The organism is Streptomyces olindensis, assembly GCF_040645895.1.
GTDB lineage: Bacteria > Actinomycetota > Actinomycetes > Streptomycetales > Streptomycetaceae > Streptomyces > Streptomyces olindensis.
Map to the genome: position 1 here is coordinate 73,322 of NZ_JBEYZD010000017.1, position 26,265 is coordinate 99,586.

At 71.8% G+C, this 26,265-nt stretch carries 22 protein-coding genes and 1 pseudogene; 8 read left to right on the top strand and 15 right to left on the bottom strand.

Annotated features, from left to right (window positions below; all coding sequences use genetic code 11):
- Positions 1 to 145 precede the first annotated feature (145 nt).
- Entirely contained in the window at positions 146 to 1,372 is a 1,227-nt protein-coding gene (locus tag ABZ948_RS13540; protein ID WP_359759064.1) for a glycoside hydrolase family 64 protein, read from the top strand.
- Between the two features lie 46 nt (positions 1,373 to 1,418).
- Here the strand turns inward: ABZ948_RS13540 and ABZ948_RS13545 are convergent, their stop codons facing one another.
- The 3 genes from ABZ948_RS13545 to ABZ948_RS13555 form a co-directional block, all read right to left on the bottom strand.
- Positions 1,419 to 2,183, bottom strand: coding sequence for a restriction endonuclease (locus ABZ948_RS13545; RefSeq protein ID WP_359759065.1), 765 nt, complete (start codon positions 2,181 to 2,183; stop codon positions 1,419 to 1,421).
- A 367-nt stretch (positions 2,184 to 2,550) separates the two neighbouring features.
- On the bottom strand, positions 2,551 to 2,760 hold the full coding sequence (locus ABZ948_RS13550; RefSeq protein ID WP_359759066.1) for a hypothetical protein: 210 nt from the start codon (positions 2,758 to 2,760) through the stop codon (positions 2,551 to 2,553).
- Between the two features lie 75 nt (positions 2,761 to 2,835).
- The gene (locus tag ABZ948_RS13555) at positions 2,836 to 3,189 is read right to left on the bottom strand and encodes a hypothetical protein (RefSeq protein WP_359759067.1); all 354 of its coding nucleotides are present in this window, start codon (positions 3,187 to 3,189) and stop codon (positions 2,836 to 2,838) included.
- Positions 3,190 to 3,456: 267 nt separating this feature from the next.
- Between ABZ948_RS13555 and ABZ948_RS13560 the strand changes: the two genes are divergently transcribed.
- Positions 3,457 to 4,095: an HAD family hydrolase gene (locus tag ABZ948_RS13560; protein ID WP_435857491.1), complete on the top strand. Its 639-nt coding sequence runs from the start codon at positions 3,457 to 3,459 to the stop codon at positions 4,093 to 4,095.
- Here the strand turns inward: ABZ948_RS13560 and ABZ948_RS13565 are convergent.
- The 3 genes from ABZ948_RS13565 to ABZ948_RS13575 all read right to left on the bottom strand — a co-directional run bounded on the left by ABZ948_RS13565 (position 4,052) and on the right by ABZ948_RS13575 (position 6,490).
- On the bottom strand, positions 4,052 to 4,729 hold the full coding sequence (locus tag ABZ948_RS13565) for an acetoacetate decarboxylase family protein (protein WP_359759070.1): 678 nt from the start codon (positions 4,727 to 4,729) through the stop codon (positions 4,052 to 4,054). The genes ABZ948_RS13560 and ABZ948_RS13565 overlap by 44 nt on opposite strands.
- A 153-nt stretch (positions 4,730 to 4,882) precedes the next feature.
- The gene (locus ABZ948_RS13570) at positions 4,883 to 5,854 is read right to left on the bottom strand and encodes an alpha/beta hydrolase (protein WP_359759072.1); all 972 of its coding nucleotides are present in this window, start codon (positions 5,852 to 5,854) and stop codon (positions 4,883 to 4,885) included.
- 201 nt (positions 5,855 to 6,055) lie between these two features.
- Complete coding sequence (locus tag ABZ948_RS13575; protein ID WP_359759074.1) at positions 6,056 to 6,490, bottom strand: VOC family protein; 435 nt, start codon at positions 6,488 to 6,490, stop codon at positions 6,056 to 6,058.
- Between the two features lie 149 nt (positions 6,491 to 6,639).
- On the opposite strand from ABZ948_RS13575, the gene ABZ948_RS13580 reads away from it, so the two are divergent.
- The gene (locus tag ABZ948_RS13580) at positions 6,640 to 7,203 is read left to right on the top strand and encodes a snapalysin family zinc-dependent metalloprotease (RefSeq protein ID WP_359759076.1); all 564 of its coding nucleotides are present in this window, start codon (positions 6,640 to 6,642) and stop codon (positions 7,201 to 7,203) included.
- A gap of 83 nt (positions 7,204 to 7,286) precedes the next feature.
- Here the strand turns inward: ABZ948_RS13580 and ABZ948_RS13585 are convergent, their stop codons facing one another.
- On the bottom strand, positions 7,287 to 9,272 hold the full coding sequence (locus ABZ948_RS13585; RefSeq protein ID WP_359759077.1) for a protein-arginine deiminase domain-containing protein: 1,986 nt from the start codon (positions 9,270 to 9,272) through the stop codon (positions 7,287 to 7,289).
- A gap of 113 nt (positions 9,273 to 9,385) precedes the next feature.
- Entirely contained in the window at positions 9,386 to 10,291 is a 906-nt protein-coding gene (locus tag ABZ948_RS13590; RefSeq protein WP_359759079.1) for an NAD-dependent protein deacetylase, read from the bottom strand.
- A 198-nt stretch (positions 10,292 to 10,489) separates the two neighbouring features.
- Between ABZ948_RS13590 and ABZ948_RS13595 the strand changes: the two genes are divergently transcribed.
- The 3 genes from ABZ948_RS13595 (at position 10,490) to ABZ948_RS13605 (ending at position 12,875) form a co-directional block, all read left to right on the top strand.
- Positions 10,490 to 11,536, top strand: a complete 1,047-nt coding sequence (locus ABZ948_RS13595; protein WP_359759081.1) for a glucose 1-dehydrogenase — start codon at positions 10,490 to 10,492, stop codon at positions 11,534 to 11,536.
- Positions 11,537 to 11,571: 35 nt separating this feature from the next.
- Positions 11,572 to 12,117, top strand: coding sequence for a gluconokinase (locus ABZ948_RS13600; protein WP_359759082.1), 546 nt, complete (start codon positions 11,572 to 11,574; stop codon positions 12,115 to 12,117).
- Positions 12,118 to 12,221: 104 nt separating this feature from the next.
- On the top strand, positions 12,222 to 12,875 hold the full coding sequence (locus ABZ948_RS13605; RefSeq protein WP_359759084.1) for an SDR family oxidoreductase: 654 nt from the start codon (positions 12,222 to 12,224) through the stop codon (positions 12,873 to 12,875).
- A gap of 26 nt (positions 12,876 to 12,901) precedes the next feature.
- Here ABZ948_RS13605 and ABZ948_RS40920 read toward each other — a convergent pair.
- The 3 genes and pseudogenes from ABZ948_RS40920 to ABZ948_RS13625 all read right to left on the bottom strand — a co-directional run bounded on the left by ABZ948_RS40920 (position 12,902) and on the right by ABZ948_RS13625 (position 14,994).
- A pseudogene (locus ABZ948_RS40920) lies at positions 12,902 to 13,863 on the bottom strand (AraC family transcriptional regulator).
- A 39-nt stretch (positions 13,864 to 13,902) separates the two neighbouring features.
- Complete coding sequence (locus tag ABZ948_RS13620; protein WP_359759087.1) at positions 13,903 to 14,559, bottom strand: TetR/AcrR family transcriptional regulator; 657 nt, start codon at positions 14,557 to 14,559, stop codon at positions 13,903 to 13,905.
- 30 nt (positions 14,560 to 14,589) lie between these two features.
- Positions 14,590 to 14,994, bottom strand: a complete 405-nt coding sequence (locus tag ABZ948_RS13625; protein ID WP_359759089.1) for a PaaI family thioesterase — start codon at positions 14,992 to 14,994, stop codon at positions 14,590 to 14,592.
- Between the two features lie 361 nt (positions 14,995 to 15,355).
- Here ABZ948_RS13625 and rph point away from each other — a divergent pair, with 361 nt between their 5' ends.
- Together rph and ABZ948_RS13635 are read left to right on the top strand one after the other, a co-directional pair.
- Entirely contained in the window at positions 15,356 to 17,953 is a 2,598-nt protein-coding gene (rph, locus tag ABZ948_RS13630) for a rifamycin-inactivating phosphotransferase (RefSeq protein ID WP_359759091.1), read from the top strand.
- Positions 17,954 to 18,314: 361 nt separating this feature from the next.
- Positions 18,315 to 19,397, top strand: a complete 1,083-nt coding sequence (locus ABZ948_RS13635; protein WP_359759093.1) for an enoyl-CoA hydratase/isomerase family protein — start codon at positions 18,315 to 18,317, stop codon at positions 19,395 to 19,397.
- 137 nt (positions 19,398 to 19,534) lie between these two features.
- Here ABZ948_RS13635 and ABZ948_RS13640 read toward each other — a convergent pair whose 3' ends face one another.
- The 4 genes from ABZ948_RS13640 to ABZ948_RS13655 form a co-directional block, all read right to left on the bottom strand.
- Positions 19,535 to 20,515, bottom strand: a complete 981-nt coding sequence (locus ABZ948_RS13640; RefSeq protein ID WP_359759195.1) for a vWA domain-containing protein — start codon at positions 20,513 to 20,515, stop codon at positions 19,535 to 19,537.
- 224 nt (positions 20,516 to 20,739) lie between these two features.
- Entirely contained in the window at positions 20,740 to 23,547 is a 2,808-nt protein-coding gene (locus ABZ948_RS13645; protein ID WP_359759095.1) for a family 78 glycoside hydrolase catalytic domain, read from the bottom strand.
- A complete protein-coding gene (locus ABZ948_RS13650) occupies positions 23,544 to 24,851 on the bottom strand; it encodes an MFS transporter (RefSeq protein WP_359759097.1) in 1,308 nt (435 codons plus the stop codon). The genes ABZ948_RS13645 and ABZ948_RS13650 overlap by 4 nt, the downstream gene beginning before the upstream one ends.
- A gap of 178 nt (positions 24,852 to 25,029) precedes the next feature.
- Positions 25,030 to 26,109 carry a LacI family DNA-binding transcriptional regulator gene (locus ABZ948_RS13655; protein ID WP_359759099.1) on the bottom strand — a complete coding sequence of 360 codons (1,080 nt, stop codon included), beginning with the start codon at positions 26,107 to 26,109 and terminating at the stop codon, positions 25,030 to 25,032.
- Positions 26,110 to 26,265 lie beyond the last annotated feature (156 nt).

Consider the following 26,265-nt stretch of genomic DNA (forward strand, 5'->3'; position numbering starts at 1 on the left):
CACCGCACCGCCTGGAGGTGCGCCCCCGGCGGCGCACCTCCACCACGGCTTCACGTCGACCTCATTGACAGGTCCGGACCAAAGCGCAACGCTGAGAGCGCTCTCAGAGCGTCCTGTACCGGCCCTCGTCGAACGGAGGCACCGCATGTTACGGACCCTCAGGCGCCAGTCCAGAGCGGTGAGGTTGGCCCTCGCCACGGCGCTCGCCGGCTCGTTGCTCGCGACCGGAGCGAGCACACCTGCTCAGGCCGCGGTCCCGCCGGCCGAGGCCGCGGTCCCGGCGACGATCCCCCTGAAGATCACCAACAACTCGGCGCGCAACGAGCCGGTGTACATCTACAACCTCGGCACGGAGCTGTCGACCGGACGCCAGGGCTGGGCCGACGCGAGCGGCACCTTCCACCCGTGGCCGGCGGGGGGAAACCCGCCGACACCCGCCCCCGACGCCTCCATCCCCGGCCCCGCCGCGGGACAGTCGACCACCATCCGCATGCCGAAGTTCTCCGGCCGCGTGTACTTCTCCTACGGACAGAAACTCGTCTTCAGGCTCACCACCGGCGGCCTGGTCCAGCCCGCCGTGCAGAACCCCACCGACCCCAACCGCAACATCCTGTTCAACTGGTCGGAGTACACACTCAACGACTCCGGCCTGTGGATCAACAGCACACAGGTCGACATGTTCTCCGCCCCGTACGCGGTGGGGGTGCAGCGCGCCGACGGCACCACCGCGAGCACCGGCCGGCTCAGGCCCGGCGGCTACAACGGCTTCTTCACGGCCCTGCGGGGACAGCCCGGAGGCTGGGCCAACCTGATCCAGACCCGCTCCGACGGCACCGTACTGCGCGCCCTGTCGCCGCTGTACGGGCTGGAGACCGGCGCCCTGCCCGCCACCGTCATGGACGACTACATCAACCGCGTCTGGCAGAAGTACTCCACCTCGACCCTGACGGTCACCCCGTTCGCCGACCGGCCGGGCACCAAGTACTACGGCCGGGTCTCCGGCGGCGTCATGCACTTCACCGACGGTGCCGGCGCCGTCGTCACCAGCTTCCAGAAGCCGGACGCGTCCTCCGTCTTCGGCTGCCACCGACTGCTCGACGCGCCCAACGACCAGGTGCGCGGCCCGATCTCCCGCACCCTGTGCGCCGGCTTCAACCGCTCCACGCTGCTGACCAACCCCAACCAGCCGGACACCACCGCCGACGCGTTCTACAAGGACAACGTCACCAACCACTACGCCCGCAAGATCCACGCCCAGATGGCCGACGGCAAGGCCTACGCGTTCGCCTTCGACGACGTCGGCCACCACGAGTCCCTCGTCCACGACGGCAACCCCCGACAGGCCTACCTCACCCTCGACCCTTTCAACTGACCGTTTTCAGTGGGACGTGACCGGGGCGCGGCGTCGCCCGCCCTGGTCACGACTCGGCAGCCGCTCGTTCCCACCCCGTCGCCCGGTCTTCCGGGGCGGACTCCCAGGGCCGGGGACCGGTGCCGTCCGTCCACGTCCGCAGGGCCTCCCGGTCCACGCACACGATCCCGCACTGCTCGGCGTACTCCACCGCCGGCGTGGTGAAGTCGCTCGTGGTGACCAGCACCGCGACATCGGCCTCGTGGACGGTGAAACAGGTGCCGCCGAAGCGCTGGAGGTCCTGGGAGCCGACCCGGTGGGAGTCGCCGTAGTGCTTGCACTGGACGACGACCCGGCGCCCGTCGGGGGCCATGGCGACGACGTCGGCGCCCAGGTCCCCGGCACCCCCCACCACCTCGACGCCGGAGCAGCCGTCGCGCTCGCAGAGCGCGGCGATCGCCTCTTCGAACTCCTCGGCCGTCAGGGCGTCGTAGTCCACCGGGATCTCGACAGCCGCCGGCTGGCGGGGAATCGCGGGCGCCTCCAACGCGTCGGCCGCTTCTCGTGCCGCTGCGTCGAGTGCGGCCGCGGCCCGGCGGGCCGCTCGCGCCAGGTGCCATCGTCGCCCCAGGCCGGCGAAGCCCGCGACACCCACGACGACCAGGACGAAGATCCAGGCGGGACGCCGCTCGACAGCGCCTGCCAGCACGCGGACGGCGAGGCCGACGACGCTCACGACCACGGCGAGAAAGACGAAGAACAGGGCGGTCGCGCGAAGGTCGAACCGGCGACGACGCCTCGCAGGCGGCGCGGGACGCGCGGGTGCGGTCACGGCATGCCCCCCTCTCATGGGACCGACGGGAAGATCACCACCGACGTCTGCCCAAGATCGGCGTCTTCATCGGCCTCGCCACCCCGCCTTCGCCCCTGGAGAACAACGGGGTGCCCCGGGCCGCCCACCGCCACCGACGTCGGCTCCGCCGCGACTCTCCGGCTCGGTCGGTGCGCCGGATGCGCGTGGGGCGGGCGGGCGACGGGGGGATGCGCGCCTGCCCGCCCCCGCGCGAGTGCCCGCTCACGGGGGGAAAGCGGACCTCACGGGGTCGCCCTCGCGACCCACCTGTTACAGCGCAGCGTGCGCCACGGACGTCACACGAGCCGAGTGCCCCCGGGCGCGGCACCGCCCCCCAGCGGCACGATCACAGCTGTGGGGGCGAGGGGAAACGCGCTGGTTGCCCGAGTGGTTCGCCGGGATACGGCTGGTCGGCGTGGTGACCGCCCAGCAGTCGGGCCGCCTGCTGCTGCGTGTGCTCGGCGGCCGACTGGGCCTCCGCCACGACGTCTCCTCGCTCGCGCACCAGTTCCTGGTAGATCGGCGCCTGATCTCTCTCGCTCGGAGTGCCTGTCACCGTGCTGGCCTTTCCACTGTCGTGCTCGGCGCGCATTCACGGTTTCCCGGATGCGGAGTGAGTTCCCCGGTGCCGTCAGGCCCGGTTGATGCGGGCGGCGATGCCGTGACCGATCAGCAAATAAATGACGGCCGGAAGCCCATAATTGAGGATGACCCGCAGGCCTTCTGTGTCCATCGTGAAAATATCCTGTGCCCACCCGGACAACCAGTTCGCGGTTCCCCGCACGAACTCCACGAACGGATTCGACTGGTTGGCGTCGAGCAGATACAGCACGATCCACAGGCCCAGCACACCGGCAGCCACGTCGGCGATCGTGCAGATGGTGAGGGCGGTCCTCCGCGCGGCGGCCTGATTGCGGGCGGAGTGGTCGGGCCCCGAGGGCTCGTCGTACGTCTGGTATCCGGAAGCCGGTCCGGTGTTGTTCACAGGAAATCCCGTCTGGCGCGATGGTTCGTCGGCCGGTCGCCCATGGCGGTGCGATTCAGCTGAGGCCGGCCCTTTCGCTCTTTACAGCGCACCGCTATTGCTCCCGCGTCACACCCGTTCCCGCGGAAGCTGCAATATGGCGGCCTATTCGGTCAGACCGCCCAAAAGTTTGCGTGCTGGGTATATTTCGGGCCGCTGTCCGGAAACCGCCCGCGGGCTGCCTGGCATGATCGACGCGTGACGAGTGAACCTGGGCGGCCGGGCCGCATGAAGTACGTGCTCTTCGATGTCGACGGCACGCTGATCGACGCGGTGAGCAACCAGCGTCGTGTCTGGGAGACCTGGGCGAGGCACCACGGGCTGGACGCGGACGAGGTCTACCGGGTGGCTCTGCGGACACGGCCGATGGAGACGTTCGCCCAGGTCGCCGCCGGCCATGATCCGAGCGCGTGCCTGGCCCTTTTGCACGAGTTGGAGGACGAGGACGTCCGGTCCGGCGCCTATACGGCCTTCCACGGCGCGTCGGAGTTGCTGCACGGCCTGCCGCCGGGGGCCTGGGCGCTGGTCACCTCGAACTACGAGCACCGGGTGCGCGGCCGTTTCGAACGGACGGGCCTGCCCGTGCCGGAGGTGATCGTGGACGCGGCCGCCGTGGCAGAGGGCAAGCCCTCACCCGTGCCCTATCTGCAGGCCGCCGCACGGCTGGGCGCCGAGCCGGCGGACTGCCTGGTCATCGAGGACGCCCCGTCCGGAGTGCGGTCCGGGCTCCGTGCCGGGATGACGGTGTGGGGCGTGAACGCCGCCGCCGCGGTGGAGGGCGTGCATCGCCACTTCGGCAGTCTGCGCGAAGCGGTCCCTCACATCATGGCGTGGACCTGCGGGCCGAGGGCCGACGGCCGACCGTGAACCGGAAGCCGTCGGCGGTCAGAGCCAGCAGGGGGCGACGGCCGTTGAGGAAGGACAGGGGCGAGTCGGGGGCGGCCGTCAGGGACGCCGTTCCGAGGCTGACGGAGGCGGTGAGCCGCAGGGGGACTTCGCGTGGGGTGCCGTCGGGGCCCGGCTGGATGAGGCGGCCGGGCAGGAACCACCGGCCCGGGAGGCGGAATCGAGTGCGGTGCCGGCCGGTCACGGCCGGCCGGCCCGAGCCGGTGTCGTCGTACAGCTGAAAGGGCCCGTGGGCGCCGGCGGACGGCTCCGGGTCCGGGAAGTCGAAGACGGCGAGTTGTTTGGGGATGCCCCACAGGGTGCGGCCGCCGGCCCGGGACCGCTCGCTGTCGACCCAGGCGGCCACCGCGGTGGCCGCGACGGCGCGGCGGTGGCGCACCGCCTGCGCGACGAGCAGTTCCCGGTAGGCGAGGGTGCCGCCGGGCAAGTAGTCGACCCAGAACGTGACGACGCAGCCGTGGCGGCCCAGAGCCAGCGGCCGGACGCCGGGAGGCAGCGGCCACTCCGGCAGCTCGGCCGCCGGAATCCGCCACACGGCCATATGCATGGTGCCGCGCAGGTGCCAGGGTTCGGGCGGGAAGGGTGTGTGGTTCACAGCCGGCTCGCTTCGCTGTACCTGCGCTCGCGGTGGGGGCACGCCAGGGATGTGGTTCCGGAATCGTACCCGGAGCGCGGCGACCTGGGCGAGGAGTGACGGACGGAGTGCGGCGGCCCCGTCCGTGTGCCTCGGAACGGTCGAGCCGCCGGGTCAGCGGGGGTGCAGCGCGGCTCGGAGGACGGTGGCGGCCTGTGTGATGGCCGCGTCGGCGGCGTGGGTCTCACGGAGGGCGTCGAGCATGACGAAGTCGTGGATGACGCCCTGGTACCGCACGGCCGTGACGGCCACGCCCGCCTGGCGGAGCTTGTTGGCGTAGGCCTCGCCCTCGTCGCGCAGGACGTCGGCCTCGGCGGTGATGACCAGGGCCGGGGGAAGACCGGCGAGCTGCTCGGTGGTGGCACGCAGCGGGGACGCGGTGATCCGGGCGCGGTCCGACTCGTCCGTCGTGTACTGGTCCCAGAACCACTGCATGCCGTCGCGGCGCAGGAAGTAGCCGGTCGCGAACTGGTGGTAGGAGCCGGTGTCGAAGCTCGCGTCGGTCACCGGGTAGAACAGCACCTGCTGGACCAGCTCGACGTCCCCGCGTTCCTTGGCCATCAGCGTCAGCGCCGCGCTCATGTTGCCGCCCACCGAGTCACCGGCCACGGCCAGCCGCGAACCGTCCAGGCCCTGGGACGCGCCCTGCCGGACGACCCACTGGGCGACGGCGTAGTTCTGCTCGATGGCGACCGGGTAGCGGACCTCGGGGGAGAGGTCGTACTCCGGGAACACCACGGCCGCGTGGGCGCCCACGGCGAGTTCGCGGACCAGACGGTCGTGGGTGTGGGCGTTGCCGAAGACCCATCCGGCGCCGTGGATGTACAGGACGACCGGGAGGGTGCCCTCGGCGCCGGCCGGCTTGACGACGCGGGCGCGGACGCTGCCGGTCGGACCGCCCGGGACGGTGATCCACCGCTCGTCGACGGCGGGCTTGGCGATGTCACCGGACTGCACCTCGTCGACGGCCTTGCGACCCTCGGCCGGAGGCAGGTCGAACAGGTAGGGCGGATGGTCGGTCGCCTCGGCGAACTTGGCCGCGGCCGGCTCCAGGACCGGCTGAACCGGCTCGAAGGTGGAGGACATAGGGACTCCTGAGACTCAGTGCCTGCCGGTGTCTCCGGCGCGTGCGGCCGCGGGGAATCGGAGATCCCCCCGGCCGCCACGGCCACGCTAGATCCGGCAGGCCAGCGCCCCTTGCCCGCCCGTGCACCGACTCTGACCCCACGGTGCACGAGGGACCGCCGTGGGGAGGCCGATGTCCAGCCTGCGGTGCGCTGCGGAATCTCAGTCGAGACAGAACTCGTTGCCCTCGATGTCCTGCATGACGATGCACGACTCGTTCTCGCCATCGGCGAGCAGCGTCCGCACGTGCACCGCACCGAGCGCGACCAGCCGTGCGCACTCGGCCTCCAGCGTGGCGAGGCGCTCTTCCCCCACGAGTCCGGTGCCGGCCCGCACGTCGAGATGCACCCGATTCTTGACGACCTTCCCTTCGGGCACGCGCTGGAAGAGCAGGCGCGGGCCCTCCCCCGAGGGATCGCTGCAGGCGAAGTAGACGACCTGATCCTCAGGCGGCAGCGAGTGGTGGTAGTCCTCCCAAGTGGCGAACCCCTCCGGGACCGGCGGCACGACGTACCCCAGCACCTCGCACCAGAAGCCGGCGAGGCGCGCCGGTTCCGCGCAGTCGAAGGTGACTTGGAACTTCTTGATCGACGACATCGGCGCACCATAGCAGGGGACGGACAAGCAGCCGGCCGGTCTCCGGACAAGGCACCGGGTCATCCGGATTCCTCGCCACCCTCCTCGGGCAGTACGCTCCTTGCGAATGTCATGAGCACGACTGCCCTTCCCCCATAAGGAGGTCGATCATGCACGTCCGTACGCTGACCGGCGGTCTGGCCGCCGCCTGTCTGGTGGCCCTGTCCCTGACGGGCGGCCAGGCCGCGGCCGTTGCGCAAGGCCCGGCCGACGCCACGCTCGCCGCCCGGGTCCTCACCTACGACGCCGCCGGCGCCGCGGAGTTCAAGAGCGCGGTCGACCGGGGCGCGGCCATCTGGAACGCGAGTGTCGACGCCGTCGAGCTCCGGCCGGTCACCGCCGGACAGCGCGCGAACATACGGGTCCTGGCGGACAACGGCTGGCCGCGCGCCCTGCCCACCACCCTGGGCAACGGAACCGTCTACATCGGGCGCCAGGCCGTCGACCAGGGGTACGACACGGTCCGGATCTCCTCCCACGAACTCGGGCACATCCTGGGCCTGCCCGACCGCAAGCCCGGCCCGTGCTCGAGCCTGATGTCGGGCTCCAGCGCCGGCGTCTCGTGCACGAACCCGTACCCGAACGCGGCCGAGAAGACGGAGGTCGAAGGCAACTTCAGCGGCGTGCTCGCCGAGCGGAATCCGGCGGGGCGCGCCGAGCTGATCGTGGACTGACGCGCCCGTCCCCCGGATCGGCCGGCGAGGAGATCGCCGGACGATCCGGCCCCAGGGGCGGCAGAGCCCGAACCACCCGCCGCCTAGGCGCCGTCGGGGCCCGCCGCCGGACGCTGCCACCAAGCCGCCGTCGCGTCGCGCAGGGTGTTGGTGCCGCAGTGCACCTCACCCATCCCGAGGTGGTACGTGTACCAGTCGTCGATGTACGACACCCGCAGCCCGATCCGCTCGTAGGCGGCGGTGACGGCTTCCGTGAAGATGTCCTTGCCGCCGATGACGGGCCCCCACTGGCGCGGGGCGAGGTAGCGATCGCGCGCCAGGAGCACGCCGTTGACCGCGCCCGGAACGTACGCGCTGGTCGTCACCGTCGGCGCGGCCGCCGCGCGCGGGGCGGCCGGGTTCTCGGCGAGCCACTTCTGCTGGCCGCGCTCCCCGAGGCTGTCCACGAGGTCGGAGCCGGCGCCCATCCGCGTCAGCCGCGGCACCGGAATCTCCTCGCCCTCGGCGGTCACGGCCTCCGAATCACGGGTGTACAGCGCGGGCACGCGCACGATCTCCTCGTCGGTGATCCCCGTCTCGCGCTTGAGGACCTCCAGGTTGGCCGCGATGCGCCGCGCCGCCATCTGGTTGTCGGCCACCAGGTGACGGGAGGCGAGCGCCTGGTCGATGGTCTCCTTGGGCGCCGGACTGTCGCTGCGGCCGGGCACGGAGAACATCTTCGTCCTGCCGTGGCCGTCGCGCTGGGCGTCGCGCAGCAGCCGCAGCCCCGCCTCCGGGTCGGCGAGCCCGATGCGCCAGCCGCGCGGGGTGTCGGCGGGCAGGAACTGCACGAACTCGTCGACGTGCCCGACGCCCAGCCAGGAGGTGTCCAGCAGCAGCGGGTCCTGCAGCCCCTGTGACGCGAGCAGCGTCCGCATCACCTTCGACGGACGCGCCCCGCTGTCCTTGCGCTCGCCCATGATGATCCGCCCGGCCGGGAAAGAGCGCCCGTTGTGCGCGTAGGGCGGGATGGTCTCCAGGTTCCCCATGGAGTTGAGCGACCAGTCGTCGGGCTCCGCCCGGTCGGTCACCTGCACGACACCGATGTCCCGGCCGCGCACCTTCTCGAACAGCTCCCGGCCCGCGTCCCGGTCCGGCTGGGCGGAGCGCAGCATCACGCGCATCACGTGCCGCCGGCCGCCCGGCCCGGTCATGCTGACGTAGGCCGGTTCGACGAAGTCCTGGGCCCAGGGGTCGGCGTACTTCGTGAACTTGACCAGCGGCGTGGTGACCCCGGCCTTCTCGACCTCCTTGGCGAGCTCGGCGACGAACTTCTGCTGGAGACGGCTGTACGGGCCCTGCCCCTGGACCTCGGTCACCATCACCTGCTGGGTGTTCTGCAGATGGTGGTGCGTCAGCAGCGGGGCGACGCGCAGGGTCACGGCGTCGGAGGTGGACTTGCCGCCGGACGTCACCGTCAGCCGGACCACCGCGCGTCCGTCCCACTTCGCTCTGTCCCGGACGACGTCGGTGGCCTCGACACCGAACTCCACACCGGCACGCAACTCGGCGGCGGTCAGCCGGGTCTGGGCCGTCACCAGCACCCACTTCCCGGCACGCTTGAGGAAGAGGTGCGCGTGGTCGCCTCCCGTGGTGACCTTCAACGCGCCCTTGGCGTCCGCCGGAAGGCCCGGCAGGGGCACGGAACGCACCCGGGCGAGGTCGGCGGCGTCCTCGGCGCCGTTGACCTTCGCGTCGGAACCGTCGTTGCACGCGGCCAGCTTCGCGTCGGACAGCGGGCTGCCGCCGGGCCCGGTGACCGGGCACCGCTTGGCGTCGTCGTCGATGTTGGGCAGGTAGACGGCGCCACGCTCGACGGACCAGCCGTCCTCACCGCTCTTGTCGCTGCCACCGGTGACGTCGACCCGCCCGTCGCGGTTCACATCCGCCCGTAGATCGGCGCGCCCCGCCGTCTCGGCGGCGAGCGCGGAGCCGGCCGGCCCGGCCAGCACGGATCCCGCGGCGGCGATGGCGAGCACCAGGGACCCGGCCGGATACAGGCGCGGACGTATACGTGTACGTGAACGCACAGCACGTTCCTCTCAGTTGCGGGGCTTCGCCCTGCAAGAGGAAGGACAGAGGCTGTGCGTTCACTGTGAGGTGGGAGTTGCTTCCCGCGGGCGTCCGCCGAAGCCCCGCACGGTCACGGGCGCGGCGCCGCCTGCCGGTCGACCGCGATGCCCAGTCGGTCCGCCACGGCCGTGAGGGCCGTCCCGAGCGGGAGCGAGACCCGGGCGAGGGCGTGCCGGTCGCCCCGGGTCGGGTCCCGGTTGACGATCAGCACCGGCTTCCCGGCCTGAGCCGCCTGGCGGACGAAGCGGAGCCCGGACATCACCGTCAGCGAGGAACCCAGGACCAGCAGCGAGGACGCCGCCCGGACCAGCTCACGGCAGTGCTCGACGCGCTGCGGCGGCACGGTCTCACCGAAGAAGACCACGTCCGGTTTGAGGATGCCGCCGCAGACCGTGCAGGGCACCACGCGGAAACCGGCGACCTGGTCGTCCGTGAGGTCGGCGTCACCGTCCGGGTTGATCCCGGCGGCCACCGGCTCGAACCCCGGATTGGCCTCCTCCAGCCGCCGGGCGAGCTCGCGGCGCGGACTGCGGGCGCCGCAGGACAGGCAGACGACCCGGTCCAGGGCGCCGTGGAGCTCCACGACGTCCTCGCTGCCGGCGGCCTGGTGCAGGCCGTCGACGTTCTGGGTGATGACGCCCGAGAGCAGGCCCTGCCGCCCGAACGCGGCCACGGCCCGGTGCCCCGCGTTGGGGAGCGCCCGGCCGAAGGTGCGCCAGCCGAGGTGACTGCGCGCCCAGTACCTGCGCCGGGCCTGGGCACCGGCGACGAAGTCCTGGTAGGTCATCGGCGTGTGCCGGCTCAGGCTCCCGCCCTCGCCCCGGTAGTCGGGGATGCCCGACTCCGTGGAGATGCCCGCTCCGCTGAGCACCAGCACACCGCCGGTGCCCAGCGCGTCGGCGACCGGCTCCAGGTCCGTGGTCCCCGGCGGCAGGTCCCCGTCGGGTGTCCAGCTCAGGGTGGGGCGCATGCGCATGCCGTCAGGGTACGGAACGGCAGCCCAGGATGCGGCCGCCGGCAGTTGGAGGGAGCACCCCGCGGCACACCGAGACACCGACACGGCCGTGTCCCCCGGGGAACGGCCGGTCAGTGCTGAAACCCTCTGAACGGGACAGACGGTCGGAAAGCGGCGCGTGCCCGTCCCGCGCCGCCCGAGCGAGGGATGAGGTGAGTGATGCGTGCGGTGACTGTGCGACCCGGCACCAGGAACTCCGTGGCGGTGAGGGAGGTGCCCGATCCGGCCCCGGCCGCGGGTGAGCTGTTGGTGGACGGCCTGGCGGTGGGGGTGTGCGGAACGGACAAGGAGATCGTCCGCGGCGAGTACGGTTCGGCCCCGCCGGGACGTGACTGGCTGGTCCTGGGACACGAGTCCCTCGGGCGGGTGCGGCAGGCACCTCCCGGAAGCGGCTTCGCGGCCGGGGACCTGGTCGCCGGGGTGGTGCGCCGCCCGGATCCCGAGCCGTGCGGGGCGTGCGCCCGCGGAGAGTTCGACATGTGCCGCAACGGCCGCTACACCGAGCGCGGCATCAAGGAGATCGACGGCTACGGCGCCGAGGCGTGGTGCGTGGAGGCCGACTACGCGGTGAAGCTGGCCCCGCACCTGGACCGCGCCGGAGTGCTCATGGAACCGACCACCGTGGTGGCCAAGGCGTGGGAACAGGTCGAGCGCGTCGGCGGCCGTTCGTGGTTCGAGCCCCGGCGCGTCCTGGTGACCGGCGCGGGCCCCATCGGCCTGCTGGCCGCCCTCCTCGGCACCCGGCGAGGACTGGACGTGCACGTCCTCGACCGGATGACCGAGGGCCCCAAACCCCGCCTGGTACGGGACCTGGGCGCCACCTACCACGCGCGGGACGTCGAGGAGGTCGTCGCGGCCGTCTGCCCGGACGTCGTCATCGAGGCGACCGGCGCGAACGAGCCCGTGCTGGCCTCGCTGACCGGCACCGCGCCCTACGGAGTGGTGTGCCTGACCGGCGTGTCGCCCGCAGGACGCAGGATCACCGTGGACGCGGGTGCGATCAACAGGGAGATCGTGCTGCAGAACGACGCGGTGGTGGGCTCCGTCAACGCCAACCTGCGCCACTACCGGCAGGCCGCCGACGCCCTCGCGGAGGCCGACCCGGCATGGCTGGAGCGCCTGATCACCCGCCGGGTGCCCTTGGACCGCGCGACGGAGGCGTTCACGCCGCAACCGGACGACGTCAAGGCAGTCGTCGATCTCTAGACACTGGCAACGAGATCTCGAAGGGAAGGTTCTGGATGTCCCGGAACTCCGCTCCGCTGGTCGTGGTCATGGGTGTGTCGGGCTCGGGGAAGACCACGGTGGGCCGCTCGCTGGCACAGAGCCTCGGTGTTCCCTACGCCGAGGGGGACGACTTCCACCCCGAAGCCAACGTGGCGAAGATGCGCTCCGGTCAACCCCTGGACGACGAGGACCGCCGCCCCTGGCTGGAGGAGATCGCACGATGGCTGGCCGATCACGCGGACAGCGGGGGTGTGGTGACCTGCTCGGCGCTGAAGCGCCGCTACCGTGACCGGCTGTCCTCCGCCGCCCCGCGCGTGTTCTTCCTGCACCTCGACGGCTCACCCGAGCTGATCGCCGCGCGGCTCTCCGCCAGGCGGGGCCACTTCATGCCGCCCGAGCTGCTCCGCACCCAGTACGCAGACCTCGAACCGCTCGGGGAGGACGAAGCGGGGGCGGCCGTACCGATCGACGGTACGCCCGAGGAGACCGCGGCCCTGGCCCACGCCGCCGTCAGCCCACCCGCAGAGACCGGCCCACCGGCCCCTCGAGGCGCGGAATAGCCCCTACGGCGCGGCCGGTTGATCGCTGGTGCATCGGTCCGACGACGGAGCCGAGGCGTCCTGTCGGGAGAACAGCGTCCTGTCGAGAGAACGGAGTATCCACCGTGGACGTCTTCATCATCGGCATCACCGGCGGCATCGGCAGCCTGCTCGCGCGGAAACTGCGGGCGCGAGGAGACGACGTCCACGGGCTCGTCCGCCGGGACGAGCAGCGGACCGAACTCGCGACGCACGGCGTGCGCGCACACGTCGGCGATCTCTCCACCCTGAGCGAGGAACACCTGGCGGCGGCCTTCGGTGACGCCGACGTGATCGTCTTCAGCGCCGGATCGAACGGAGGCGGCACGCAGGTCACGAAGGCCGTCGACGGCGACGGGGTCGTCAAGGCGATGGGCGCGGCGCGCCTGGCCGGTGTGGAGCGTTTCGTGCTGGTGTCGGTCCTCCCCGAGTCATGGCGGGAGCGCGACCTCGGCGAAGAGGTCGAGTACTACTTCGCCGTCAAGAAGCACGCCGACATCGCGGTCAGCCGCAGCGACCTGAACTGGCTGATCCTGCGCCCCTCGCTCCTCCTCGACGGCCCGGGCACCGGCGCCGTGTCCCTCGGGCCGGCCGAGTTCCACGGTGAGATCACCCGCGAGGACGTGGCCGCCACCCTCGCCGAGCTGCTCCACGAGCCCCGGATCGGCCGGCAGATCCTCGAACTGAACACGGGCTCGACGCCCATCGAGGAGGCGGTCCGGGCGAACGTCCGCTCCTGACCCGTCCCGGCCGGGGTGGGCGGTCCTCATCCGGCCGCCGGCCCTGACCCGGCGGCGCGGTGGTCGCTGGGCCTCGTGCCCCGCAGCCTCTTGAACGCCATGCTCAGCGCGAAGGCGTTGGAGTAGCCCACCTTCCTCGCGATCGTGCCCACCGTGTGGTCGGTCTGCCGCAGCAGGTCCGCGGCCAGGGCGATGCGCCAGCTCGTGAGGTAGGCCATGGGCGGTTCGCCGACCAGCGCGGTGAACCGCCGGGCGAGCGCGGCCCGCGACACCCCCGCCCCGGCGGCCAGGTCCGCGACCGTCCAGGGGCGGGCGGGCGCCGCGTGCAGCAACCGCAGCGCCGCGCCGACGACCGGGTCGTCCAGCGCGCGGCACCAGGCCGGGGCATCGGCATCGGGATCGTCGAACCAGCCGCGCAGCGCGGAGACCAGCATCAGATCCAGCAGCCGGTCGAGCACGAGCTGCCGTCCCGGCCGCTCCCGGGCGATCTCCTGAGCCACCAGCTGCACCGCCGGGTGCGGGCTGTCCTCGCCCGGCACCACCAGCACGGGAGGCAGCGCCCGCACCAGTCGTTCGCTGAGTTCCCCGCGACTCTCGAAAGCCCCGCTGAGGAGCACGGGGGCTCCGTCAGCCGGTGTCCCGCACGTCCGGGCGGGCCCGGTGGCCTGCCCGGCGCCCCGGCCCCCGGGCAGTAGTCGGCGCCGGTCACCACCGCCGAGGGTGTGCTCGCGGGGTCGTCCGCCACCGTGTAGGGAGCGTCGCCACGGACGACCGCGATGTCTCCGACCCCGACGGGCACCGGCTCGTGCCCGTCGGGAACGATCCAGGCCCGGCCGCGCAGCATCACGGCCAGCGTCAGCGGAGCGCCGGTGGCGATGCGCAGGGCCCAGGGCGGTCGCATGATCGTCTGCCGGAAGACGGCACCGCGCGCCCGGACTTCGGCCAGCAACTGCGACACCCCATCCTGATCTCTGACCCCTGCCCGCACCTGCGCGGCGCGACCTGACCACGCGCCGCGCAGGCGACCTCAACGAGCCGCGTGCAACCGCGTCACGGCGCCGACCGACGGTGGCCCGGACGCGTGGGACGCGGTGAGAAGCGCGCCGTGGACGGCCGAGGAAGCCGCTCGGCCGACGTACACGGCGACATCGGGCGGCCACACGTCGTGCTCCTGGTGAATGAGCAGGGAGACCGCCCCGTGCACACCGGCGCAGACCTGCCTCGCGGTCTCGGTCGGGCTCTCGACCGGCACTCCGGACTCGAGACAGGCCACGACCTTCTCGCGGAAGTGCCGAAAGCACGCGTCCGCGTTCCGGCGGCTGGCTTCCGTGGCCTCGCCGGTCATCACCAGCCGGTACTGGGCGGGGTGGCGAAGTCCGAACGAGATGTAGGCGGCGCAGTTCTCGTAGAGCGCCGTCACGGGGTCCGGGACCGCCCGGGACACGGCCTCCAACTCGGCGAACAGCGACGCCCACACGCGCAGGCATGTCGCGTGGACGAGCTCCGTCTTCGAGGCGAAGTGGAGGTAGACGGCCGGGGGACTGACCCCCGCCCTGGCCGCCACCGCGCGAATCGTCAACGCGTCGGCGCCGCCCTCTTCGAGCAGTTCACCGGCGATGTCGAGGAACTGGTTCCGGAGCGCACCGCCCTGGCCCTTCGCGGCGCGAACTCGGGAGCTGGTCACAGCTGGGACTCCGCGGGATGTGAGGCGGGGTCAGGACGACCGTGGCGTGACCGCGGTGACCACCTGGGTGACCTTGGCGCACAGCTCGCCCTCGGCGTCACGGATGTCGACCTCGACGACGGTGTTGCGCCCCGTACGCAAGGGGCTGGCTGTCGCAACGACGCTCGTGCGGGCCGGACTGAGGAAGTGCGTCGTCGACTCCACGGTGGCCGGTGCGGCGCCGGGCGGGCCGTTGAGCGCGGCACACACGGCAGCGCAGACGTCGGCCAGTCCCATCAGCGCTCCGCCGTGGAGCCCTCCGCCCACCGTGGACAGGGAGACGTCGTGCACCAGCGTGGCCCGGACGGCGGCCGGCGTGATCTCGTCGAACACGACTCCGAGCGTCTTCGCGTACGGCGCGAGCGCGTACACCTCTTCGGCGTCGATCGTCAGCATCCGCCACCCCTGTCAGCGCTGTGAATGAACGAAGTTAACTTACCGGCGTTAACTTATCGACGTTAATCAGCGGCGTCAACGAGCGTATGGAGAACCCGCGTTGACGTGACGGCCTCGGTGCGATGCGGTGCGCTCGGAAGTCGATCTGGTCGACGAGGCGGCGCGAACCGGCGGCAGAAAACAGCGAAGGCAAGGAGACCTCTCCTTGCCTGTCTCAAGTTATAGCGCATAGGGGGGCTTGCGGCAAGGCCCGGGGCACGGCGCAGAATCATCGGCGACCAAGACCAGCACCTGCGGAAACGGGGCACTACATGCGTGAGTTGTTGTCGCATCGGAGCACGGCGGTAGCGGAGGTGCGGCGGTGAACGAGCAGTATGTGCTGGACCTTCGAGAGATCGACCGGACGCAGCTCGCGGTCGCGGGCGGCAAGGGCGCGCACCTGGGAGCGCTGTCCCGGATCGAGGGCGTCCGGGTCCCGGACGGCTTCTGCGTGACGACGGACGCCTTCCGGCGGACCATGGCGCAGGCACCGTCGATCGAGGACGAGCTCGACCGACTGGCACGCGTGGCCCCGGACGACCGGGATGCGATCCGCACCCTCAGCGCGCGGATCCGCCGCACCATCGAAGAGACGGCCGTCCCGGACGACATCACGGCGGCGATCACCCACGCGCTCGCGCGCCTCGGCGAGGACACGGCCTGCGCCGTCCGGTCCAGCGCGACGGCGGAGGACCTGCCGACGGCCTCGTTCGCCGGCCAGCAGGACACGTACCTCAACGTCGTCGGCACACCGGCGATCCTGCGGCACGTCAGCCGGTGCTGGGCCTCGCTCTTCACCGAGCGGGCCGTGACCTACCGCCGGCGCAACGGCATCGACGACCGCACGGTCCACATGGCGGTGGTCGTGCAGCGGATGGTCTTCCCGCAGGCCGCCGGCATCCTGTTCACGGCCGACCCCGTCACGGGCAACCGGAAGGTCGCGACCGTGGACGCCGGCTACGGCCTCGGCGAGGCCCTGGTCTCCGGCCTGGTGAACCCGGACGTCTTCAAGGTGCGTGACGGCGAAGTCGTCGCCAAGGAGATCGCCGCCAAACAGCGCGCCGTGCACGCCCTGCCGGGCGGCGGCACGCAGGAAGTGACGATCGACGCCGAGCGGCAGGAGCAGCCGGCGCTGACGGATGCGCAGGCCGTGCGGCTCGTGCGGCTCGGGCGGCGGATCGAGGCGCACTTCGGCCGTCCCCAGGACATCGAGTGGTGCCTGGTCGACGACGACTTCCGGATCGTGCAGAGTCGGCCGATCACGACACTGTTCCCCGTCCCCGAGACCGGAGATCAGGAGAATCACGTCTATGTCTCCGTCGGTCACCAGCAGATGATGACCGATGCCATGAAGCCCCTCGGGCTCTCCATGTGGCGGCTGACGGCCATGGCGCCCATGCACGAGGCCGGCGGGAGGCTGTTCGTCGACGTCACGCCGCGCCTGGCCTCGCCCGCGGCCCGCGCGGGCCTCCTGGACATCGTGGGCAGGGGCGACCCACTGGTCAGGGACGCGCTCGAAACCGTCCTCGACCGGGGCGACTTCGTCCCGTCGCGGCCGGACCAGAGCCCCGCCGGACCGCCGCGCGGCGGCGCCTCCGCCCCGATCGAGACCGACCCGGCGATCGTCACCGAGCTGATCGAGCGCAGCCAGGAATCCGTCGCCGCCCTGAGGCGCGACATCCGGACGAAGAGCGGACCGGAGCTGTTCGACTTCCTCCTGGAGGCCTTCGCGGAGCACAAGCGGGTCCTCGGTGATCGGCTGAGCATGCAGGTGATCATGGCCGGGATGGAGGCCACATGGTGGCTCAACGACAAGCTGCAGGAGTGGCTGGGGGAGAAGAACGCGGCCGACACGCTCACGCTGTCCGCCCCCGGCAACATCACGTCGGAGATGGGACTGGAACTGCTCGACGTCGCGGACGTCATCCGCCCGCATCCCCAGGTGGTGGCCTTCCTGCAAGGCGTCGGGGACGAGAACTTCCTGGACGAGCTGGCGAAACTCCCGGGCGGGACCGAAGCGCGCGACGCGATCGAGGCCTACCTCGACCGGTACGGCATGCGCTGCGCCGGCGAGATCGACATCACCAGGCCCCGCTGGAGCGAGCGCCCCGGCACGCTCGTGCCGGCGATTCTCGACAACGTCAGGAACTTCGCACCGGGCGCCGCCCGGCAGCGCTTCGAGCAGGGTCTGCGGGAGGCGCGGAAGAAGGAGCAGGACGTGCTGTCACGCCTGCGTGCCCTGCCGGACGGGGACCGGAAAGCCGACGAGACCAAGCGGATGATCGACCGGGTCCGCACGTTCATCGGGTACCGGGAGTACCCGAAGTACGGCATCGTCAGCCGCTACTTCGTCTACAAGCAGGCCCTGCTGGAGGAGGCCGAGCGGCTCGTGCGGGCCGGCGTGCTCGCCGAGCGGGAGGACGTCTTCTACCTCACCTTCCAGGAGTTCCACGAGGTGGTGCGCTCGCAGCGGGTGGATCACCGGCTCATCCGGCAGCGCGAGGACGCGTTCCGCACGTACCAGGCCCTCACACCGCCCCGGGTGCTCACCTCGGACGGCGAGGCCCTGAACGGCGCCTACCGGCGCGACGACGCGCCGGACGGTGCCCTGATCGGCCTGGCGGTCTCCGCCGGGACCGTCGAGGGCCGGGCCCGCGTCGTCCTCGACATGGCGCAAGCCGATCTCCAGGCGGGTGACATCCTCGTCACGGCCTACACGGACCCCAGTTGGTCGCCGCTGTTCGTCGGCATCGCGGGCCTGGTGACCGAGGTGGGCGGCCTGATGACCCATGGCGCGGTGATCGCCCGCGAGTACGGCCTGCCGGCCGTCGTCGGCGTGGACCAGGCCACCCGCCTGATCCGGGACGGCCAGCGCATCCGCGTCCACGGCAGCGACGGGTACGTCGAACTCCTGCCGTGACCGGCCCCACGGTGCGGTGACCGGCCCCACGGTGCGGTGACCGGCCGCACGGTGTCCTGACCGACCCCCTCCGTGCGGTGACCGGCCGCACCGGGAAGGCGCAGGCGGGAGGGGGAGGGAGAGCGTGCGCCGGGTCCGGCCTCCGGCCCGCCGGTGGGGCCGGCCCCGCTCGCGGGCCTTCTCCGGGAAACCGGCCTCACCCACCCCCGCCGGGTCGCCCACGCCGGCCATCAGGCAACGTGGGACCTGGTGACGAGACGGTCGTCGCCGGCGGTGGCGGACGCGGTGTCCGCCACCGGAGACGGAAGGAAGCAGCACACATGCGCACCATCCCGGTCCACGACCTGGAGGAGGCGTTCCGATGAGCGGAGCCGAGGACCCCGTCCTCTTCCACGTCACCGGACGCGCCGCCCGGATCACGCTCAACCGGCCCCGGGCCCTCAACGCCCTCACCCACACCATGGTCCGCCGCATCGACGAGGCACTGACCGCGTGGGAAGGCGACCCGGCCGTGGAGACCGTGGTCATCACCGGCGCGGGGGAGCGCGGCCTGTGCGCGGGCGGTGACATCCGCGCCATCCACGACGACGCCCGCGACGGCGACGGCTCGGCGTCCCGCGCGTTCTGGCGCGACGAGTACCGCCTCAACGCCCGGATCGCCCGCTACCCCAAGCCGTACCTCGCCGTGATGGACGGCATCGTGATGGGCGGCGGTGTCGGTGTCTCGGCCCACGGCAGCGTCCGCGTCGTCACCGAGCGGTCCCGGGTCGCCATGCCGGAGACCGGCATCGGCTTCGTACCGGACGTCGGCGGCACCCATCTGCTCGCCCGGGCACCCGGCGAGTGCGGCACCCACCTCGCCCTGACCGGGACCCAGGCCGGCGCCGCCGACGCGCTGCTGTGCGGGCTCGCCGACCACTACGTGCCCTCCGCCTCGCTGCCGCGCCTCCTCGACTCTCTGACCGAGCTGCCCGCGAGCGAGGCGCTGGCCGGGTTGGTGCGGACGCCCCCGCAGGGAGCCCTGGCCGACCAGCGGGACTGGATCGACACCTGCTACGCCGCCGACACCGTCGAAGAGATCGTGGACCGGCTCCTCGCGCACGGCGACCCCGCCGCCAAGGAGGCCGCGGAGACCCTGCTCACCAGGTCACCGACCGCCCTCAAGGTCACCCTCGCCTCCCTGCGCCGGGCCCGGGCCCTCGGCTCGCTGGACCGCGTCCTGGAGCAGGAGTACCGCGTGTCCTGCGCCGCGCTCGGCACACCCGACCTGGTCGAGGGAATCCGCGCCCAGGTCGTCGACAAGGACCGCAGGCCGCGCTGGTCGCCGAAGACTCTCGCCGAGGTCACCGACGCCGACGTCGAGCGGTTCTTCAGCGGTGCCGGCCTCCGGCACGAACCGGGGCTCGCGGCGCCGTCCGACGCCTCTGCGGAGGATGCCAGGTGAGCGCGACCGTCGCAGGCGCGACTCGGGACGGGCCGGTACGGCCCGTCGGTGCCGAGCCGCACCGACGACGGACGACACGTCGCTGATGGCGGGGGCCGGTGACGGCTAAGCCTCCGGCCCCCGGGAACGACGAGGTGTCAGAGCATGAGCAACAGCCGCGTGTTGGACACCAGCTTCCGGTTGACGCTGGTGCTCTGCACGAAGATGGTGAAGTCGTCGTTGTGGTCCGGCTTGACGCGCACTTCCGTGTTCGGCAGGCCGAGCAGGCTTCGGGCGGCCGGCCCCGTGTACACCCGGTCCGTCTTCTTCTCCAGCACCGCGATCTGCTTCTGCGCCTGGATCTTCTCGGACTTGCTCAGCTGGTAGAAGGCCGCGCCGGTGCGGTAAGGATGCCCGCATTCGGTGACCCACTCCCGGATCCCCGCGTCGCGAGCCACCGGGATCAGCTGGTACTTCGAGGGTTCGACCGGGATGAGACCGGCCGCCTTGATGGTGTCCTTGTTGACCGCGTCCGCGCCGGTGGAGAACACCGCCCGCGATCCGCGGATGCCCTGGGTGCGCCCCACCATGAAGTTCTCGGTGGCCTGCCGGATGACCTGCCCGGCCTCCTCCAGGCCCTGCGTGCTGGTGGCGTCCCATATGGCGATGTTGTCCTTGGGGAAGCCGCACTGCATGGCCTCGCGCTTGCCCATCTGGTCGGGCACCAGGACGGCCAGCGTCCAGTTGTCCTGCTGGGTCGCCATCATCTCGGCGACGGCCTTGACCAGTTCACGCGGATCCCGGGTGGGGGAGTCCGCGCTCCGATGGCTGGCGTTCTCCTGTCCGTCGGTCAGGACGAACGTCAAGAAGCTGTGGTCGCCGTACAGTTGGGCCGTCTGGGCCAGTTCCCGCTGCGACTTCAGCGCGGCGGCCAGCAGGGCCGTCATGCCACCAGGGCGGTACAGCTGCTTCAGCGACGGCATGCGCAGCACGTCCTTGTCGTAGATGACGCACTCCACCTTGTCGGCGAAGACGTACACCGTGACGCGCGTTTCCTGGTCCAACTCCCTCGAACGGCGGGCGAGATAGGCGATCTGCTGATCGGCGACTTCGACCACCTTGCCGCTCAGATGCGACATGGACGAGCTGGCATCCAGCACGAGCGCAACGTGGTTGATGTAGTTCTGGGTTCCGGTCGTCACAGCTCCCCCTCGTTCCGGCTAGGTGTTCTCACCTTCTCACCCACCACTGACAATCGATCTTGGCTCGGGCACCCGGGGAGAGGGTGCCCGAGCGCTCACAGCACCGGAGCCTCAGGCCGCGACAGCGCAGCCCACGGGCGACGGAGCCGACTGCCCTCGCGTCACCGGTCGAGGGCCGGGAGGTCCGCGAGCGCCTCCTCCACCGCCGCGAGGACCGGCAGCGGCGCCTTGTCCAGAGGCTCGCGCAGCTCGCGGCCCCGCCACCACCGCGTCGTACGGCGGAACGCCTCCGCGCGCGCCTCGTCGATGCCGCGGACGGCGTCCAGCACGGCCTGGTACGCCGCCCGGTCGTCGATGATCGTGTCCAGGCCGCTGCCGAGCGTCAGCCTGCCGCGCGGTGACGACGGCCGGGGATGACGCTCGACCCAGGTGTACGTCCCGCTGCCGACTTCGTGCCGTGCTCCGGAGGGCAGTTCGACGACGGCCCGCGTGTTGGGCGGGACCCGGGCGTGGAAGGACACCTCGTCGCCGTCGCGCCGCCAGCCCGCTTCCGCCGGCCCGTACGGGGTCTCGTGCCGGGCCGAGGCGTCGTCCAGGTCGTCGAGCAGGGTCGGGGCGATGTTGATGACGCGGTACGCCGGTTCGAGCGGGGCGAGTCCGGCGACGTCGCGGTGCAGCCAGTCGGCCACGGCACCCAGGGCGTAGTGGTTGAAGGACGTCATCTGGCCCGGGTTGATCGAGCCGTCCTCCAGCATCGAGTCCCAGCGTTCCCACACCGTGGTCGCGCCCATCGTGACGGGATACAGCCATGAGGGGCATTCCGTCTGGGTCAGCAGGCGTGAGGCGGCGGTGGCATGGCCGGTCTCCGTCAGGGCCTCGCAGACGATCGGGGTCCCGACGAAGCCGGTCGCGATGCGGTAACCGGCGGCGCGGACCAGGTCGCGCAGCCGGTCGCCCAGGGCCTGCCGCCGCTCGCCGTGGACGAGACGGAAGACGATGGCGAGCGCGTAGGCGGTGGGGGAGTCGGACATCATGCGTCCGTGCGGTGTGACGTAGGCGCCGCGGAAGGCCTCGGCGATCCGCTCCGCCAGGTCGCCGTAGTGCCGGGCGTCGGCCTCCCGGCCGAGGAGGGCCGCGGCCCGGGCGGTCAGCAGTGCCGAGCGGTGGAAGTAGGCGGTGGCCACGATGCCCGCGTCGGTCTTGGCGTCACCGGGCCGCTCGGGCGGCGCGTCGGGGTCGAGCCAGTCGCCGAACTGCAGTCCCTCCTCCCACAGCAGGTCGCTGCCCGCCCGGTCCCGCACCACGTCCACCCAGGCCGCCATGGCGGCGTAACAGTCCCGGAGCGTCTCGTGGTCCGCGAAGCGTTCCCACAGCACAGTCGGCACGACGGTGATGGCGTCCCCCCAGGCCGCGACCGGCTTGAGGAGCCCGGGCACCTGCGGAATCACCGCCGGCACGACCATGGGCACGACCCCGTCCGCGGCCCGCTGTTCGAGCCTGACGTCCTCCAGCCAGGACCGCAGGAAGGCGTCGCAGTCGTAGAGGAAGGCGGCGGCCGGGGCGAAGACCTGGATGTCGCCGGTCCAGCCGAGGCGTTCGTCGCGCTGCGGGCAGTCGGTCGGGAGGGAGAGGAAGTTGCCGCGCATGCCCCATACGACGTTGTCGTGGAAGCGCTGCAACAGCGAGTGGGAGGTGCTGAAGTCGCCGGTCCGGACCATGTCGGTGTGCAGCACGACGGCCGTCACGTCCTCGGGTGCGAACGCGCCCGGCCAGTCGCCGACTTCGACGTAGCGGAAACCGTGGAAGGTCCACTTCGGTTCCCAGACCTCCTCCCCGTCGCCGCTCAGGGTGTACCGGTCGGTGGCGGCGGCGTTGCGCAGGGGCCGGGTGCCGAGTTCTCCGTGTTCCAGGACCTCGGCGTGGCGCAGGGTGACGGTGTGCCCGGCCCGACCGGTGACCCGGATCCGGACCCGCCCGACGAGGTTCTGGCCGAAGTCGAGGATGGTCCGGCCGCTCGGTGAGGTCAGGACGCGTTCGACGGCACGGTGCTCCGTCACGCGGACCGGCGGTGCCGAGCGGGGAACCGGCGTCACCTCGGGGACGCCCGGCAGTCGGACGGGGCTCCAGCGCGCGTCGTCGAACGACGGGTCCGACCAGCCGGGGACGGCCAGGCGGGCGTCGTAGGTCTCGCCCTGGTAGAGACCGGCCGACACGACCGGCGCCCGCGCCCAGTGCCACCGCTCGTCGGTGAGCACCGTCTCCGCACCGCCGTCCTCGTACTCCAGTGTGAGCTGCGCGGCGGCGGCCGGCGGTCCTTCGTAGAAGCGGGCGGCGGCGTCGCGGAACCCGAAGCGCTCGGTGTACCAGCCGCCGGTCAGCGTGATGCCGAGGGCGTTGCGGCCGGGGCGCAGGAGCGCGGTGACGTCGGCGACGTCGAGGAGGACGCGCCACTGGTAACTGCTCCAGCCGGGCTTGAGCTCGGCGTCGTCGACCAGGGCGCCGTTGAGGCGGAGGTCGTAGGCGCCGAACGCGGTGGAGTGCAGCAGGGCGCGGCGGACCGGGCGGGGCACCTCGAAGGTGACGCGCAGGAGCTGCGGCTCCTCGGATCCCGAGCCGACGAACCGGGCGTGCCACTGGCCGGGGGCCAGGAACCCGGCGGTCGCCTCGGTGGCCGCGCTCCACTCGGAGACGGAGCCGTCCTTGCCGTGCACCCGCACGCGGACCTGGACCGTCTCACACGGCCGCAGGGGCGTGAAGGGCCAGTCGACCAGCACGGATTCGGGTCCGTCGACCCGCGCCGTCGTGGTCCCGCCGGCACGGGTGACCTCGATGTCGGCGGCGGCCTGCACCCATGAGGGCAGCTCCGTCGTGGTCTTCCAGGACAGCGGGGGACGGGAGTCGGGGACGAACGGTTCGTCGCTGTGGCCGATGCGCGGGGCTCCGGCCTGCACCATGGCGGCACGGGTCATCGGGCGTCTCCGGTGGTGGTGGCGGTCAGGGCGCCGGCCGTCGCCCCTGTCCCGGCCGGGGGCCGCTGCACACGCCGGATGATCAGCATGCCGATCCCGCCGGAGACCAGGGCGAAGAAGGTCAGCAGGACGTACAGGCCCGACGGGCTCCAGTCGATCAGCGCCGGGGTGACGAGCGCGAACCCGGACGCGACGAGGCGGGCGACGGCCATCGTGGCCCCCTGCACCGTGGCCCGCGCGTTCACCGGGAACGACTCCTGGGTCCAGATCTTGTACAGCGCCTCACCGACGAACGGGAAGCCGATGTTGTACAGCACCAGCGCGACGATCATGACCGGCAGGACGACGCCGCCGGTGACGGCGATCAGGAGCTGGCAGGACGTGAAGATCACGACGCCCGCCGCGAAGAAGCGGCTGCGCCACCGGGTGTCGGCGATGCGCGTGAAGACGATCGTGCCGGCCAGGCCGATGAGGGTGGTCCCGAAGGACAGGCCGGTCGCGAAGGACTGCGAGGAGCCGCCGACCGTGACGAGGAAGTAGGTCTTGAACGAGCCGAAGGTGTTGGCGACCAGGGTGAAGAAGAGGTAGAAGAGCGCGGTCAGCAGCATCATGGCGGCCAGGCGGCGGTCGCGGAACAGGGCGCGCAGCGGCAGCGCGCGGGACGGGTCGACCCCCTCGGCGGTGTGTCGGGAGTCGGCTTCGGCCTCCAGCTGCCGGAACGGCGGGTAGAACGCCCGGAAGGCGAAGGTCGCGACGGCGAGCACCGCGAGGGTGGCGAAGATCAGCCGGATGCCGAACGTGCCGAGCGTGGCGACGGCGAAGCCCAGGGAGGTCGCGAAGACCACCCCGGCGGTCCACATGACGTGCGTGAACGCGACGAGCCTGCCCTCGGCACCGGCCGGCGCCCGCTCGGAGAGGACGGCGATGGAGGTCGGGAGGTCCGCTCCGGCGGCGACACCGATCACGATGACACCGACGACGAGCACGCCCGCGCCGGGTGCGAACGCCACGGCGAGGGCGGCCACCGCGTAGAGCAGGATCGTCAGGGAGAAGACCCGGCCGCGGCCGAGGAGGTCCGCCAGCCGGCCTCCGGTCAGCGCGCCCACGGCGATGAACAGGGTCAGCGCCGATCCCAGGAGGCCGACCGTCCAGAGGTCGAGCCCGAAGCTGTCCTGCCACAGGGCCAGCCCCAGCCCGACCGAGATGATGGCTCCGGAGTCCAGGAACGAGGCCATCCCTGCGGCCACGGCCAGCATCCAGTGTCTCCGGTCGAGCTGCGGCGGCGTCGCGTTGATCTGCGCCATGAGGTGCTCCATTCTGCACGGAGGCAGTCCCGCGCCTCCGCTGGTAATACGTTTTACCAAGGTTGCGTACAAGGGAGCCCGACAGTCCGTGCACCCGTCAAGGGGTCGGTCGGCAAAAGGTGAAACGATTTACTAGCAGGGTGGACCGCAAAGGCCCGCTTCCCGGGGAGACGGGGGTTCAGCCGCCGGTGGAGGCGCGTACCACGAGTTCGGGCGAGAACTCGATCTGTGGCACCGTGCGTCCCTCACCCGCCGCGCCGGGATCGCGCAGCGCGGCGATCTCGTCGATCAGCAGATCGGCCGCCGCGGCACCCAGCCGGGCGTGCGGGGTGCGCACGGAGGTCAGGGGTACCACGGTCGACTGGGCGAACTCGATGTCGTCGTAGCCCACCACGGCGATGTCGTCCGGGACGCGCACCCGCCCGCCGGTCACGAAGGACTGGATGACACCGATGGCCAGCAGGTCGTTGGCGCAGAACAGGGCGTCCGGGCGGTCGGCGGGGGCACGGGCCGCGAGCCGGTCGGCACAGGCGATGCCCGCCTGCACGGACCGCTCCGGTACGGAGATGATCTCCAGGCTCGCGTCCGGCACGTTCTCGATCACGGACAGGGCGCCGCGCTGCCGGTCGGCGACCTGTCGCAGGTCCAGTGAGGAGGCGACGAACCCGATCTTCCGCCTGCCCAGTCCGATCAGGTGCCGGACCGCCAGCCGGCTGCCGGCGACGTGGTCCGTCGAGACCGAGGCCTGCCTGGGGGAGACCGCGCGCCGTGCGCTGAGCACACTGGCGATGCCGCGCCGGCGCAGCCGGTCGAGTTCCGGCTCGACATCGCCCACGGGCGAGACGATGATGCCGCCGACGCGCTGCTGCTCGAAGAGTTGCAGGTAGTCCCGCTCCCGCTGCCGAGAGCCGGTGTCGTTGGCCATCAACAGGTACATGCCGCGTGCGGACACGCGCTGTTCGATCGCCGCGGCGATCTGCGGCGTGGTGGCACTGGCGAGTTCGAACGCGAGGTACCCGATCACCGGGCTGACGCCGGTGCGCAGCATGCGGGCGGCGTCGTTGGGCACGAACCCCAGCGCTTCCACCGCCTGCCGGATGCGCTCCCGAGTGGCCTCGGAGAGTTTGTGGGGCTTGTGGAAGTAGTTCGACACCGATGACTGGGACACCCGGGCGAGCTCGGCGACATCCCTGATGGTGACCTTGTTCAGGAGTCCTCCCCGCCACGTCCTTCGACCCGCGCCGCAGCTCAGCGGCATGACCATGGTAGTCCCGGCGACCCCGGTTCCCGGCCTCGCGCCCCGGCCCGGTCCCCGGTCTCGCGCCCCGGCCCGGTCCCCGGTCTCGCGCCCCGGCCCGGTCCCCGGTCTCGCGCCCCGGCCCGGTCCCCGGTCTCGCGCCCCGGCCCGGTCCCC